This window comes from Citrobacter sp. Cf072 (genome assembly GCF_030334485.1).
In the GTDB taxonomy this organism is placed as follows: Bacteria; Pseudomonadota; Gammaproteobacteria; order Enterobacterales; family Enterobacteriaceae; genus Citrobacter; species Citrobacter freundii.
This window is the reverse complement of the sequence record NZ_JAOWDX010000047.1, coordinates 829,440-844,709: the sequence shown is the minus strand read 5'-3', so window position 1 is coordinate 844,709 and position 15,270 is coordinate 829,440. Positions and strand designations below refer to the sequence as shown.

The window sequence follows — 15,270 nt, the reverse complement described above, 5'->3', positions numbered from 1 at the left end:
TGTTAATTAATATCAATCATGCATGGCGCATTATCGCTGGAGTGGCGGTTCTGTGAACTGCTTCATAAAAGCGTCTGGAAAAGTGATGATGAAGAGGAAAAATAGGTGGGCTTTCTGCCCGTTTGCCGTAAAACGCCGACAAACGGGCAGAAGGGATTACGATTACAGAGAACGGCTCTCAAGTAAGTCGGTCAGCGCGGTATCATTTTTTAGCTGCTGCCAGGCTTGCTCAACCTTCTGAGGAATATCAACATGGGCGATAAAATCGCAGCCGCAAGGCCCGTAGCCGGTTGCATCATCACGCAGGCGCGGAAGCTCACCGGTAATGAGAGACAGGTAACGATCCACCGACCACAAACCTTCGGCGGTCGGGGCAAAATCCACGCCGTCGCCCTGCTCAGTCAACTCGGGGACAAAACCGGGGAAACTGATCCAGCGCGGGGCCTGAGGGTCGTCACGCGTGACGCGTTCAAATGTCGCCATGGTGCGGCGCTGCATAGTAGGGTCCTGCACCACAATGACGGTCTCCATGGTTTGGGTCGCCTGACGCAGTAACGCACAGCTAAACCGGGCGTTCTCCCCACAGTTGGTGGACTGATCCTCTACCCAAATCTTCTCACCTGGAATGTGCCAGAACTGGTGCGCGATATCGGCAAGGATCGCCGCTTCCGCGCGACCAGTGGTACGAATCGTGTGGTAGCGTGGATGCTCTGCGATGGCAGCATACAGAAAGGTCGTTGAGTGACCGATACCACCGCTAATCAGTAGGGGAACCTGTTGCTCTTTCGCTATCCGACAGGCTGCATCGATGGTCGGGATCACTGCGTTCCCGGCCAGAATCACGCAATCTGTCTGCACCGTAATATTTTCAGCGAAATCATTTTGCGCCAGCCATTGCCCCACGGTGTTAATCGCCGCAAGGGTGCTAGCGGAAAGTGGCGGAAACTGTCTCATGTTCATGACTCCTGGAATTTATGCTTTACCGGATACAGATGCCGGATGGCGACTACGCCTTATCCGGCCTACGGTCCAGCACTGCGTTAACCCGTAATCTGATCCATTGCCTGCAGGATACGCTTATCCGAAATCGGATACGGCGTGCCAAGCTGCTGGGCAAAGTAGCTGACGCGTAGCTCTTCTATCATCCAGCGGATCTCTTTGACATCGTCATCTTCGCGGCGCGCGGGCGGCAGTTTATTGAACCACTGCTGCCAGGCCTGCTGCACGCTGTCCACTTTCAGCATCTGCGCGCGATCGCGGTGCGGATCGATGGCCAGTTTCTCCAGCCGTTTTTCAATCGCCTGCAAATAACGCAACGTATCGCCCAGACGTTTGAAACCGTTGCCGGTAACAAATCCGCGATACACCAGTCCGCCCATTTGCGCTTTGATATCCGCAAGCCCCAGCGCCATGGTCATATCCACGCGCCCTTTCAGACGTTTGTTGATATTAAACACTGCGGTCAGGATCTGTTCGACCTGCTTCGCAATCTCCACCACCGTATCGTTCAGTTCAGCCCGCACTTTTTCATGCAACGCCGCAAAGCCTTCTTCGGTCCACACCGGACCACCGTTGGCGTCAATTAACTGATCCACACCGCAGGAGATACAGTCGTCTATCAAATCCAGAACTTTACCGTACGGGTTAAAGTACAGTCCCAGCTTGGCTTTATTGGGCAGCTTCTCGTGCAAATATTTGATTGGCGAAGGAATATTCAGCAGCAACAGGCGGCGTAAACCGCACCACATCGCCTGCTGTTGTTCCAGCGGATTATCAAACAGTTTGATGGCAACGCTGTCACGCTCATCGACCAGCGCCGGCCACGCTTTTACCTTATAGTTACCGCGTTTTTGTTCGTAACTTTCCGGAAGTCGGCCGAAGCTCCAGATGTGCAATCCACTCTGTTCGATACCGTCATCGGCCACCGCAGACAATGTTTCCTGAACTTTGCCCTTCAGCGCATCTTTCAAATCCTGTAGCGAACGCCCTTCCTGCAGCTTCTTGTTCTTATCATCCACCACCCGGAAGGTGATTTTTAGGTGATCGGGCACCTGATCCCAGTGCCAGTCTTCACGGTCAACGGTGACGCCGGTCATGCGGCGCAGTTCACGCTCCAGCGAGTCCAGCAGCGGCATTTCCAGCGGCGTCACTCGGCCTAAAAACGCTTCCGCATAGTTCGGTGCGGGTACAAAGTTGCGTCGTACCGGTTTTGGTAACGATTTAATCAGGGCGATCACCAGTTCGCGGCGCAGCCCTGGAATTTGCCATTCAAAACCGCTCTCGTCGATCTGGTTGAGCAGCGGGAGTGGAATATGTACGGTCACACCGTCCGCATCGGCTCCGGGTTCGAACTGGTAGCTCAGGCGCAGCTTAAGGTTACCCTGATGCCAGAAGTTCGGATAATCCAGCTTACTGATTTTCTCCGCGCCCTCTTTGATGAGCATGCTCTTTTCAAAGTTGAGCAACTCCGGGGTTTCACGGCTGACCTTTTTCCACCAGCTATCAAAGTGACGAGCAGAAACCACCTCATGGCTGATACGTTGGTCGTAGAACTCAAACATCGTTTCGTCATCGACGAGAATGTCGCGGCGGCGTGATTTGTGCTCTAACTCTTCCACCTCCGCTCGTAGTTTCAGGTTATCGCGGAAAAACGCATGGCGCGTTTGCCAGTCACCTTCCACCAGCGCATGACGAATGAACAGTTCACGCGATAACGCAGGATCGATCTGGCTGTAATTCACCTTACGGGCCGCAACAATCGGTAAGCCGTAGACCGTGACTTTTTCTGTCGCCATCACAGCACCCTGCGCGCGTTCCCAGTGCGGCTCACTGTATGAACGTTTGATCAGATGCTGGGCTACCGGCTCCACCCATTCAGGATCGATACGCGCGGCAATGCGTCCCCACAAGCGGCTGGTTTCCACCAACTCCGCTACCATCGTCCACTTCGGCGGTTTTTTGAATAAACCTGACCCCGGGAAGATCGAGAAGCGAGCGTTACGCGCCCCGGTAAACTCCTGTTTATCGGTATCTTTCATCCCGATATGAGACAGTAAACCGGTCAGCAACGCGACGTGGATCTCCCGATATTCAGCAGGTTCGCTGTTAACCGGAATACCCAACTCTTTCACCACCTGGCGCAGTTGTGTGTAGATATCCTGCCACTCTCGCACGCGCAGATAGTTCAGAAAGTCAACTTTGCACTGGCGACGAAACTGGTTTGACGACAACGCTTTTTGCTGCTCGCCGAGATAGTTCCACAGGTTCACAAACGCGAGGAAATCAGACTCTTTGTCGTGGAAACGGCGGTGCTTCTCGTCGGAAGCCTGCTGCTTGTCCATTGGACGCTCGCGCGGATCCTGAATGGACAGCGCCGAGGTAATGATCATCGCCTCACGTACGCAGCCATGTTTTTGCGCTTCCAGCACCATGCGCGCCAGACGCGGATCCACCGGCAGTTGCGACAGCTGACGGCCCAACGGCGTTAACTTGTAAGCGGTTGCCTGTTCGTCGGTGGTTATCGCCCCCAGCTCTTCGAGCAGGCGTACACCGTCCTGAATATTGCGCTTATCCGGCGCTTCAACAAACGGGAACGCCGCGATATCGCCCAGCCCCAACGCGGTCATCTGCAAAATAACGGATGCCAGGTTGGTACGCAGGATCTCCGGGTCGGTAAACTCCGGACGCGACAGGAAATCGTCTTCGGAATACAGACGAATACAGATCCCTTCCGAAACACGACCGCAGCGGCCTTTACGCTGGTTGGCAGAAGCCTGCGACACCGGTTCAATCGGCAAGCGCTGAACTTTGGTGCGGTAACTGTAGCGACTGATACGCGCGGTGCCTGGATCAATGACGTATTTGATTCCCGGAACGGTCAGCGACGTTTCTGCCACGTTGGTCGCCAGCACGATACGGCGACCACTGTGCGACTGGAATACACGGTTCTGCTCACTGTTTGAAAGACGCGCATACAGCGGCAACACTTCGGTGTGGCGTAAATCCAGTTTATTCAGGGCATCGGCGGTATCACGGATTTCACGTTCGCCGCTCATGAAGATCAGAATGTCGCCCTGACTTTCACGGCCTAACTCATCTACGGCATCAAAAATCGCCTGAAGTTGGTCACGCTCGGTGTCATCTGCATCTTCAACAATCGGGCGATAGCGCACTTCCACCGGATACGTTCGGCCGGAGACTTCGATAATCGGCGCGTTATTGAAATGCTTTGAAAAACGTTCAGGATCGATGGTCGCCGAAGTGATGATAATTTTTAGATCCGGGCGACGCGGCAGAAGTTCTTTCAGATAGCCGAGCAGAAAGTCGATATTCAGACTGCGTTCATGCGCTTCATCGATGATGATGGTGTCGTACTGCATCAGCAGTCGATCCTGCTGGATTTCCGCCAGCAGGATACCGTCCGTCATCAGCTTGACCATGGTGTTATCACTGACATGATCGCTGAAACGAACTTTATAACCAATACAGCCGCCCGGCTCGGTCTGCAGCTCTTCCGCAATACGGTTCGCCACGGTGCGCGCCGCCAAACGACGCGGTTGGGTATGGCCGATCAGCCCTTTTACCCCGCGCCCCAGTTCCATACAGATTTTGGGTAACTGGGTGGTTTTCCCCGAGCCGGTCTCGCCAGCAACAATCACCACCTGATGATCGCGAATTGCGTCCAGAATATCCTGTTTTTTCTGGCTGACGGGCAGGTTTTCCGGATAGCTGATTTCCGGACGCGCCGCTTCACGCAGCACAACTTTACCGGCTGCCTGCTCAATCTCTTTCGCCATCTCCTGGTAAATGGCCTGTTGTGCATCAGGATTTTTAACCTTCTTCACACCGTGCAGGCGGCGGGCAAAATGCTGTCTGTCACGCAGCATCAATGAATCCAGCTGTTGCTGCAACATGTTGAAGGTTAATTTTTGTTGTTCTGTCATAGCGTTAAAAGGCAGTGCTCTGCCGGGTTAAATCTCTTTTAGATGATGGGTATAGAGTACCACATCGGCGCTTTTCATGTGTTGTTCAATAATTTCGAACATAGGATTCGATATATTGCGCTATCACTGCGACAGGATTGTGAATAAAGTGTCAACAAGCAACGGGGCTCTCCCCCTTCAAACACATAAAAGGAAACACCCATGAGCAAGGTATTAGTTCTTAAATCCAGTATTCTGGCAGGGTACTCTCAGTCTGGTCAGTTGTCTGATTATTTTGTTGAACAGTGGCGTGAAAAGCACTCTGCTGATGAAATCACTGTCCGTGACCTGGCAGCAAATCCTGTACCGGTACTGGATGGCGAACTGGTGGGTGCGATGCGCCCGAGCGATGCACCGCTGACGCCGCGTCAGCAGGAAGCGCTGGCGCTGTCCGATGAGCTGATTGCTGAGCTGAAAGCGCATGATGTGATTGTTATCGCCGCGCCGATGTACAACTTCAACATCCCAACGCAGTTGAAAAACTACTTTGACCTGATTGCCCGCGCTGGTGTGACTTTCCGTTATACCGAGAAAGGCCCGGAAGGTCTGGTGACGGGTAAACGCGCTGTGGTGCTGACCAGCCGTGGTGGTATCCACAAAGATACACCAACCGACCTGATCACGCCGTACCTGAACGTATTCCTGGGCTTTATCGGCATCACCGACGTGAATGTCGTCTTTGCTGAAGGTATTGCTTACGGCCCGGAAGTGGCGTCTAAAGCACAATCCGACGCGAAAGCCGCTATCGACAGCGTAGTTGCTGCCTGATAATTCCCCCTCTCACCGTCCGGTGAGAGGGTTTCTCCGGCACTTACTTCTTTACCTGTACCCGTATCTGTTTGCCGTGAATGCGATTAATATCACGCCAGATGGTTGCATAATCCCTGCATTTCGCCAGATTCTCTTCCCAGCAATGAAGCAAAAATTGTTCAGGCTCCGCGACATCCCGGCTTAACAGTTTGAATACCCAACGATTCCAGACATACCACTTGAGAAGCCACATGATTTCACCCCACAACGCGACCGGTGTTGGACTATATCAGCATCCATTTTATGCCGTGTGGCAACTATTGCGATGTCGATGAGTAATTTAGATGGATGCTACACAAGCAGTACCAGCCAGACAGCCCACAGAACAATAACCAAACGAAGCGTGTACCGACACTGTTGCAATGCGCCTGACTGCCGGTCGGCCAGCGTTAACGTTTTCAGTCGCTCACGACGCCAGATAAAGCACAGCGCATCGCCTGCCTGCACATTGTTATGTGCAGTGATCAGCGAAAAATAGCGCTCGTCGAGCCATAATCGCCAACAGCCAAACCAGACAATGGCGCACAGCAGCGCGATAATGGCACGCAGGATACCTGGCGGTGCGGCAAAGAGCACCCACACCATCGGAGCGAGGGAAAAAAGCAGGATGAAGCGCCAGCTTGCCAGCGTGCGCCGCAGCAAACCATGCCGAAGCATCTCATCTTCTGTTACGTTGTCACTTTCCGTTGCCATTGTTGCAGCATCTCCAGATGTTTATCAGTCAGCACCACCTGCGGTCGACACGCACGGATCTGTGCCACGGCCTGCTCTACCGTGGTTGCATGGCCATGGCGTAACAGCCACGCCGCAATCACCATCGCACTACGCGATAGTCCTAAAGCACAATGCACCAGCACCGTACCCTGCGTCTCACGCAGGGTCTCCAGACTGCTCACCGCCTGCTGAAGTTCAGCTTCATTCGGGATCACTAAATCCAGCATTGGTACGCAGTGATACGTTCGTGAGGCCGTCGCCCGTCCACGAGGAAACTCAAAGGTCACGTCCAGTACCGCATGTTGTGCTGGCTCCTGGCGCGGAAAACTACCGAGATACACTCCGGGTACCACCGAACTTACCGCAGGCAAACGGCGGGTAAACCAACGCATCGACAGCCACATTCCTGCTCGCCATGGCAATGACAGCCAGTAAACAGCAGGAGGGAGTCGGCCCTGCGAATCTTTCGCCGTCGTTGCCGCACCGAATCCAGCGTAGCCGCACCCGGCGATCAATAACGCCAGCGCAGGCCATAACAACCATGGCGTCAGCAACACTGCGGCAATGAAACATACTACCGCCCCCATCAGGTATCGCCGCAGCAACCTCACGCGCGCTGCATCCGGTTTACACCAGCGCCAGCGGCGTCGTTCCGGTACCATCCAGTCAATCAACATTCCTGCCGCCAGTCCGGTAATAATATCGATAAAATGATGTTGCCAGGTGGTAAGAACGGATATGGCGATCAGCAAAAACCAGCTATCACAGAGTCTGCGCCAACCGCCTGACAGATAGCGACTGAAATGCCGCCACAACAGCCAGCAGAGAATAATATGCAGTGATGGCGACTGGTTATATGGCAGATCGAACTGCTCCAGTTGTGCAAACAGCCAACCCGCCGCCCCCGTCACTTCGGGACGCGTAAAGCTAAACTGCAACGGAAACAGTAAAAAACCACCGCAAGCAATCACCGATGCCAGTACCAGCCGGAGCACCAGTCGACGCTGCTCGAAACGCGTGGTGCAAATAAACAGGGATAATCCGTAAAACAGATCCAGACTCCAGTAAGGAAGAATGGTCCATGGAATAAAAGGAATGGTCGACTCCCAGTTAAAAACGATACTTCCAACGTTCTGATATTGCGCGTCTTGCCAGGCGGTAAACTGATTTACCTTGCCATACGTAAGGAAAAAAAAGGGCGCCAGCAGCAGTAACCAACCGACTGCCTGCACCATGACTTTACGCTGCTCAGGAAGCACGACGCACCGCCATGGAAACGGTGAAAATTCCCCACTCATCAATCAGTTGCGTACACTTTTCAAAACCCGCCTCACGAACCAGCGCATCCATTTCCCCCTGCGTACGCACACGCATCACCCACGCTTTACCGTCTTTATGGCTGGTCAGCGACCAGGCGATCGTTTTTAGCTGTGGATGCCAGGGCTGCCCGGTATAGATCAACACGCCCCCCGGCGCTATCGCCTCTGCCAGCCCGGCCAAAGAGTTATTGACCAGCGTGTTATCAGGAAAGAGCTCGTATAAACCGGAGACAATTCCTAATGTGGGACGAGGCTCCAGCGCTGCCAATTGTTCGCGGTTGAAGGCATCACCTTGTTCAAAGTGCACAATGTCAGTCATGCCTCTGCTGGCGATCATTTCGCGACCTTTATTCACGTTCAGCTCACTGTAATCGCGCAATAAAATTGAACTTATCGCAGGTTCGCCTTCCAGCGCATCGAGTACATAGCGTCCATGTCCGGCAGCAATATCCACCACATGCACTGGCGCGCCCTGCTCCGCCAACTGTGCGACTGCCTGGCTAATCAGCCTCTGCAAATGAACCTTACGCTGGCGGATCCCCTGCCAGCCGACATTGTTCAGGTAGTTTTTGTCAATTAAACGCCCCAACGCACTGCTGCCCTGAGGCTGGTTGCGATAGACATAATCCAGCGTACTACCGGAATCAAAACCGGTGTCAAATCCCAGACGTACGCCCGTAGATTGCGTCCCCAGAAGCTTCATGCCATAGCGCAAACCGCGGTACGCTAGATCTTCAAGAGAATACGGCTCAGGTCCGCCATTGAGCATCCGCCAGGTATCCGCTCCCGGGCTCCAGCGGTCTTCGTTACTGTAATCAAAACGCTGCGCCGGCGTAGCATAGAGCGTCGTAATAAAATCGCGCATTTTATCGAACGCCAGGTGCCGATCTTTTTCGCCCAGCGTGTCGTGGTAAAAACCCGGCAGCACGTGCAATTCTTTAAGTGGGTTTCTCAGACGTTGATAAAAATCAATCTGCGGCTGGCGATGCACAACGAAATCATCCGCGGACACCAGCAACTGTACAGGTAACGTAATGGCAGCGGCATCGCTGACAATTCGCTCTGCCGTTTTGTAGAGATCCAACAGGATGTTTACCGCAATGGCCCGGGTGATCTGAGTATCAAGGTTAAAGCTGGCCACGCGATCAACATCGTGCGTCAGGTATTTGCCTTTAACATAAGAATTAACGAAGAACAGGCCACGCAGCCGGTGCAGTAACGTTAAGCCCTGGCGGGCAAACGGCACATACAATTTCACTTTGAAAGCCGGTGACGCCAGCACCAGTCCACGAATATCAGGCGCATAGTCATGTGCCCAGGTTGCAGCCAGTACCGCGCCTACGCTTTGGGCTACGACGACCACATCTTCCATTGCGGCCTGGCTGTCTGCTGCGGCGAAACGTACGAATTCTTCAACATCCTGCACCGAGCGCGCCAGCGAGGGGCTATAACCACGCTGGCCCGGCGAGTGTCCGTGACCACGTGCATCCCAGGCATAGAATACGGTGTCCGGCATCGCCAGTTCGTCCACAATATGCTGCAGCCGCCCGGAATGTTCGTGTCCACGATGGAACAGAACAATCACTTTGGGTGTCATGCCCGGCGCAGGCGCAGGCCAGTGACGATAAAACAGCACGGTGTTATCGCTGGTCAAAAAATGTCGCTCGTCTGGCACTCGTGTATTATTCATGTGGCTGCATTCCTGTGGTTTGTTGCTGTAGCAGCAACAACTGCTGCCTGAGTTCGTCCATGAAGCGGTGTTTATCATCATGAAAACGCAATGATCTGCCAATATTGACGTCAATAAACAACGGCAGCGGTATACGATTCCCTTTCGCCATTACGTGTTCCGTCCCACGTAGCCAGACGGGAATAATCGGCACGTCCGACACTCGCTGGCTCAGATGCCATAACCCAGATTTAAGTGGTGACAGTTTTCCCGGCTCGCCGCGCGTGCCTTCCGGGAAGAGGATCAGGATCTTGCCGTCGCGTAATGCCTGTTCACACTGCGCCAGTGGATTGGTTTCTCCGCCCTTACGCGAAATGGGAATAATGTTGAGTATATTCAGCGCAAACCAGGCCATCACCTTATTACGCAGGAAATAATCAGCAGCAGCCACAGGATGAATAGACGCCTGGCGGCGTAGCGGAAAGAGCGAAAGGAGTGCAAACACGTCCATATGGCTGTTGTGATTGGCGACAATAATCGCCGGGCCGCGAGTGGGTAGACGCTCCCGATGCCTGATACGCAGCCCAAGCCACAGCCATATCACTGGCCAGACAATGCAAAGCGTAAACAGCGTTCGCAGAATTGAGTTCATCATAAGTTAGTAGCAAAAGTAGCGGATGAAATGGAAAAAAACAGGAGCGGTGAAGATCAGTGAATCCAGTCGATCAAGAATGCCACCATGGCCTGGCAGCAGTGTTCCGCTATCCTTCACGCCGATATCACGTTTTATTGCCGACATCACCACATCGCCACAAAAACCGCTGAGGCCGATAATAAAACCTGCCAGCAGCGACAACGGTAAGTTTAATGGTGTCATGACTGGCCCAAGCACTGCCGCCATCAGCGTAGTCGTTACCACGCCGCCGACCAGTCCCGCCAGCGTCTTGTTAGGGCTGACCTTAGGCATAACCTTGATACGCCCAATCGATTTGCCCCACAGGTACTGCGCAATATCGTTGAATTCCGTTAACCCCACCAGGAAGAGCACCAGTAATGCGCCAGTTTGTTTGCCATCATCAGGTAGCACCAGCAAAAATGCGACATGGCTGAACGCAAATACGGTGGTCATCAGGCTCCAGTGATGCTGCGAGACAAAACGTAAGAAGCCCTGCGTATCACCCGCAATCACCATACGAACCGGTAAGAATAAGAATGCATAGACCGGGATAAAGACGACAAACATGCCGTACCAGTTGATGCCAATCAGCCAGTAGTTAATCGGAATAGCAATGAACATCCACAGCAGCGGCATGCGATCGGTTTGACGCGACGGTGCCAGCGTCAAAAACTCCTTTAGCGCCATAAAACTCACTAACGCAAAAAAGGTTAACGCTAGCCAGTGTGGACTTAAAATAGCCAAAGAAAACAAGACGATGATTACCCACCAGGTGCGGATGCGTAACGTCAGTTCCCGCCAGTCTTTACCGGGTCGTCGCCACACCAGTAATCCATTCACCACCGTTGCAATCAACAGCAGCGCAAAAATGACCGCGAGTGACTTCTCTAACAGCATCATTTCACGACCTCGTTACGCAATGCACTTTTACAGCGATTAATTACCGTCCATAGCAGTAAGAGCGTAGCAATACCCCAAAGCACATTGTTCCACTGCACAACCTGTGGCCACAGCGCCAGTGCCAAACCCCACGCACCAAATACCAACGCTCTGTCGCTTTTACCCAGCGGTCCGGCATAGCTGCGGACGCCATTAATCGTTTGTGCCAGCACGCCGCAAAACTCCGTCATCACCGCACAGAACAGCATCATCATAACCAGTAATAAGTTACTGTCGGGGAGCAGCATAAACGGCAGGTAAAGCGCAATGTCGGAAAGAATGTCTCCGCTTTCATTGAGAATGGCCCCAAGTCGCGATTGTTGGTTGCATTCCCGCGCCAGCATGCCGTCCAGCGCATTGAGCGCCATCCGTATAAACAACACGATGGGAAGGAGAACAAAACACTCAGGTTGGGGGAAAATAACCAGCACTGCACCGGTCACAAAAGAAAGCGCCATCGCGGTAAGGGTAACGTGATTTGCCGTGACGCCTTTTTTATGTAACCAGAACATGACAGGCCGCAAAAGCGCCTGAAAGGCGGGCTTTATCTGATAAAGCGTCATCATCACTCCTTGATAATTTGTTGATTTAAATATAGTGGATTAATTAACCGTTGCCGCCTATTACTTTTTATGGGAGTAACTGAATAAATTGAGTTAATAAAAATACGCTATTGTTTTTTCAACCACTTACCATTTATACCCTGGACGTATTCACCCGGTTTAGCGCGAGCAACCAGCTTTTGCCCAGCCATTTTTGCTACTTCATCTGGCGGAATATTATTGCTCTCTGCCACTTGTTGATAGCTGGCGTTGCGCGCTTTATTAATTTCACTCACCAGTGCCTGCGTTTCGGCATCGGTTTGCAATGCAACCAGATAGCCATTGAGCGTTTCCCCTACTCGACCCTGAGCTCTGGCTTCATTCAGGGTCAATGCCCACGCATTGCTACTGAGTAAACTCAGGACAATCAGCGCCACTGCAAACTGTTTTCTCATCATGACCTCAGAACAAATCGCTGCGCGATTTCAATAAGCTTTCGACGTCTTTATCAACTTTGATATGGATCTCATGCTCGATTTTGACGTTCATATTAATAGTGATGGGCTCTTTTGGCGCAGCCACTTCGATTCTGGGAGTGCACCCTACCAGCAGAGATGAAGCCAGCAGACCCAGCATGGCAGCTATCGTTTTCATTGTTGTTCCTCACATTCTTTGTCTTCCGGGCAATGGGTTTCCGGCAGCGCTGCATTTTGTTCAAGCCATGCCTGTAAATTGTCGCCAAAACGCAAGCTGCGCCATAGCGTAAAGACGTTTTCCTCGTGGGTATAATTCAAATTAACTGTACCTACTTTGCCATCCACCCGACTATTGCCAGTCACGGTTGACTGCATGGTTAAGACACCGAGGTTATCCAGATTTATTTTCGTCCACGAATGGCTTATTTCCATATAACGCAGCCAGTTAATGGCCGCCCCCGCCGCCATGTTATCTTTGACGACCGCATCAGCGGTATCCTTATCAATACGCAACGTCATCGGCCCTGGATTAGTCAACCAGCCGTCTTTAATGATCCATTTTTCATTATCCAGCCATAATGGCAACGCGCCACTGACCGGGCCAGACATGGCGAACTGTTTGGGGTTAACCGCACTGATAAGCTCGCTGGAAGAGATATTCTGCACTCGCAATAAGGCCGGATCGTGCTGCGGCATCCGCAGTTGCTGCATGATGATTTTACCCCCCAGCAGATCAGCGCTGACATCGCTCAACAGTAACGGGTTGTTTTCACTCCAGGGGTACGCCCCCTGCAGATCGGCGGCGATATTTTTCACCGTCACCTGATTCACCACTTCCGCAATACGCAGTGAAATAGGTCCACGCGTACCCAGTTGCCATGCACCTTCACTAAACCGGAAAGGCAATACAAAATCGACACCGTTGATTTGGTTATCGGGCATCCAGGCGCTACCGCCTTTTAACACTCCATGACCGCCCGCTTCAAAGCCCTGCTCCGGGGCTGCCGAAAACGCGACCTGCGCATACAGCTCACCTTCTCGTAGCTTCATTTTCCAGTCAGGTGGGATCAGAGGTTGGAATACGGTGAGCGATTGTTTTGGCCACCAGGCCTGTCCGCGCAGGCGGATACCGTCCCAACGACCATTCAACTGTACGGGCCCAATCGCCCCAGCGTGAAGCTGGCCTTTGAACTGGAAGATTGTCGGATCGCTACCATCGACGCTGAACTTCAGCGTCGATGGTGGTAACACGCTTCCCCCGGTGAAGGTGGTGTTCCCTGCGTCCAGCGACAGCGCGCCGCTAAATGTCGGTTTGGTTGCATCCCGCACCCAGACTATCGGTTCGTCCATCACCAGACGTGGGTTTTCCACCTTCATCGTGCCGTATTGCAGATGATCAAATCCGGTGGAAAGATCAAATAGCTTCAGGGTGTTGTCATGCCATTCCCCCTTACCCGCTACGTCCCAACGGGCATGCATCGGCGTAAAGCTGCCTTCACCCCAATATCGCCACTGCCAACGACCAGCATCAGGAAGAAAATCATTTGCCAGGCCATCCAGATGCAGTTCAAAGCCCCCCATCTGGTTTTCATGCGCACGTAAAATAGCCTGCAGACGCCCATCCACACCGCGTTGCGTGACTTTTACCCCTGCCAGCGGCCAGCGAATCTCGTCAATATCCAGCGAATCAATCACCCGCCCACGTGAGCGCAGCAGCGCCCCTGGCTCGAAAGCCAATTGCGGATCGTTCAGACTTCCGGTGAGTCTCGCGGGTAATTTCGCGTAGAAGATCAGATCGCCCTGTTTCGCTTCACCGGTCAACTGTAGCGGCATCTCGCTACTATCCATGCCAAGCTTACCCGGCCCCAGCGTTAATACGGCATTTCCTTTACCGGCGTCGCCATGCGTCAGAACGTTCAGACGCCCACTCACCACCGCGTTTTCCAGTCCTGCCTGCCAGTTTTCAACTTTCATGCCCAGCCGGCCACTTAACGGGAATCCCTGATAAGGCCAGTTCCAGCGTCCGTCGTTGATGGTCAGTTGCTGGCGTGTTATTTCCCAAGGAAGGTCAAGCAGCGGATCGGCATTATCCCGCGCCATGACGATCAGTTGTCCGCTGTTTTGTTGCCACTCCAGTTCGGCGTCCACAAGCGTAGGTTCTTGCGGCAAACTTAACGTCGCAACCGCATGACCGCTTACCGGCAGTCCATCGGGCACCAGTGGCATAGTGAATTCACCGACCAGTCTTACCGGCGGCTGGCCTTCAAATGCCGCAACATCCAGCTCAGTTACTGTGAGGTTTTGCCCGTGCAAACGCCCCTGGAATTTAACTTTTTCCCCCTGGTAACGCAGCTGTTGAGTGGAGGGAGTGAGCGAGAGTGACAGTTTTCCCTGCCATTCCTGCCATGGAGAGAGAATAAGTTTGTCGATGTTAATCCAGGTATTAGGCAGCATTGACTGCCATTCAGCCAGCGTTTTGGGCGCTACTGGCGACGGCTCTGTCTGTGGCAATTTGGCCAGGCAAGCTGAGTCCAGCTCGATGGTCCCGACATTCAGCAACCAGCGGCTGGGGTGAGACAGATCCGCCTGAGTAATACGCGCTAGCGGACAATCTTCAACCAGATAGCGGAGTTCAGGTATATGTAACCCATGCCGTGTCAGCCGCGGGCTCTCGTCCAGCGCGATGCGTGTTCCAACGGGTAACCAGATACCCACCAACGTAGGCACCCACAGGCCAAGCGTCATCACTAGCGTCAGCGGCACGAGAATCAATAATAAGAGGAGTGCCAGAACGGCTTTATATTTACCCTTCATGGGTAGTTAATATCCTGATTTAGCAAAAATTTAAGCCGGTTTAGGCCTGTATTGTGGCATGTTTAACTGGATATGCCCACATTAAGGATAGATAACCGTTTTATAGGCACGCTGTTACACGTGCCGTCGGGGATATTAAGATTCAGACTCAATGGGGCCTCAGTTGTCCATCGCTATGTTTAGGTCCTATACGACCAGCTTCTATCAGAATTTCTTCAATGAGTTCTTCGAGGCACTCCCTACCATGATGATCGCAGACCAGATGTACCTGCCGGGAAATCTCATCAGGTTTCATACCATCGCATAATGCCGCCTTCAGCATTAAGGTG

General features: G+C 52.9%; 13 protein-coding genes. 1 reads left to right on the top strand and 12 read right to left on the bottom strand.

All coding sequences use genetic code 11. From position 1 onward, the window contains the following. Positions 1-162: 162 nt before the first annotated feature. Both OGX66_RS22815 and hrpA read right to left on the bottom strand, forming a co-directional pair. A complete protein-coding gene (locus OGX66_RS22815) occupies positions 163-960 on the bottom strand; it encodes a YdcF family protein (protein WP_257665796.1) in 798 nt (265 codons plus the stop codon). A gap of 80 nt (positions 961-1,040) precedes the next feature. Next, positions 1,041-4,943: an ATP-dependent RNA helicase HrpA gene (gene hrpA, locus OGX66_RS22810; RefSeq protein WP_270921822.1), complete on the bottom strand. Its 3,903-nt coding sequence runs from the start codon at positions 4,941-4,943 to the stop codon at positions 1,041-1,043. Between the two features lie 201 nt (positions 4,944-5,144). Between hrpA and azoR the strand changes: the two genes are divergently transcribed. Beyond that, positions 5,145-5,750, top strand: coding sequence for an FMN-dependent NADH-azoreductase (gene azoR, locus OGX66_RS22805; protein WP_003843763.1), 606 nt, complete (start codon positions 5,145-5,147; stop codon positions 5,748-5,750). A 43-nt stretch (positions 5,751-5,793) separates the two neighbouring features. Here the strand turns inward: azoR and OGX66_RS22800 are convergent, their stop codons facing one another. From OGX66_RS22800 to OGX66_RS22755, 10 genes are all read right to left on the bottom strand, one after another. Continuing rightward, positions 5,794-5,985 (bottom strand): hypothetical protein, encoded by a 192-nt coding sequence (locus tag OGX66_RS22800; protein ID WP_003020344.1) that lies wholly within the window; start codon positions 5,983-5,985, stop codon positions 5,794-5,796. 98 nt (positions 5,986-6,083) lie between these two features. Further along, positions 6,084-6,485, bottom strand: coding sequence for a hypothetical protein (locus tag OGX66_RS22795; RefSeq protein ID WP_286512289.1), 402 nt, complete (start codon positions 6,483-6,485; stop codon positions 6,084-6,086). Next, the gene (locus OGX66_RS22790; protein ID WP_058842672.1) at positions 6,461-7,765 is read right to left on the bottom strand and encodes a phosphatase PAP2/dual specificity phosphatase family protein; all 1,305 of its coding nucleotides are present in this window, start codon (positions 7,763-7,765) and stop codon (positions 6,461-6,463) included. The genes OGX66_RS22795 and OGX66_RS22790 overlap by 25 nt, the downstream gene beginning before the upstream one ends. Further along, entirely contained in the window at positions 7,755-9,515 is a 1,761-nt protein-coding gene (locus tag OGX66_RS22785) for a bifunctional alpha/beta hydrolase/class I SAM-dependent methyltransferase (RefSeq protein WP_088902227.1), read from the bottom strand. Before OGX66_RS22785 ends, OGX66_RS22790 begins: the two co-directional genes overlap by 11 nt. After that, complete coding sequence (locus OGX66_RS22780; protein ID WP_032935643.1) at positions 9,508-10,149, bottom strand: lysophospholipid acyltransferase family protein; 642 nt, start codon at positions 10,147-10,149, stop codon at positions 9,508-9,510. The genes OGX66_RS22785 and OGX66_RS22780 overlap by 8 nt, the downstream gene beginning before the upstream one ends. A gap of 3 nt (positions 10,150-10,152) precedes the next feature. Continuing rightward, a complete protein-coding gene (locus OGX66_RS22775; RefSeq protein ID WP_048232106.1) occupies positions 10,153-11,070 on the bottom strand; it encodes a phosphatidate cytidylyltransferase in 918 nt (305 codons plus the stop codon). Further along, on the bottom strand, positions 11,067-11,672 hold the full coding sequence (locus OGX66_RS22770; protein WP_088902226.1) for a CDP-alcohol phosphatidyltransferase family protein: 606 nt from the start codon (positions 11,670-11,672) through the stop codon (positions 11,067-11,069). Before OGX66_RS22770 ends, OGX66_RS22775 begins: the two co-directional genes overlap by 4 nt. A gap of 107 nt (positions 11,673-11,779) precedes the next feature. Then, positions 11,780-12,106: a YdbL family probable chaperone protein gene (locus OGX66_RS22765; protein ID WP_088902225.1), complete on the bottom strand. Its 327-nt coding sequence runs from the start codon at positions 12,104-12,106 to the stop codon at positions 11,780-11,782. 7 nt (positions 12,107-12,113) lie between these two features. Then, positions 12,114-12,305, bottom strand: coding sequence for a YnbE family lipoprotein (locus OGX66_RS22760; protein ID WP_003020350.1), 192 nt, complete (start codon positions 12,303-12,305; stop codon positions 12,114-12,116). Further along, positions 12,302-14,941 (bottom strand): YdbH family protein, encoded by a 2,640-nt coding sequence (locus tag OGX66_RS22755; protein ID WP_049000719.1) that lies wholly within the window; start codon positions 14,939-14,941, stop codon positions 12,302-12,304. Before OGX66_RS22755 ends, OGX66_RS22760 begins: the two co-directional genes overlap by 4 nt. Between the last annotated feature and the right edge of the window lie 329 nt (positions 14,942-15,270).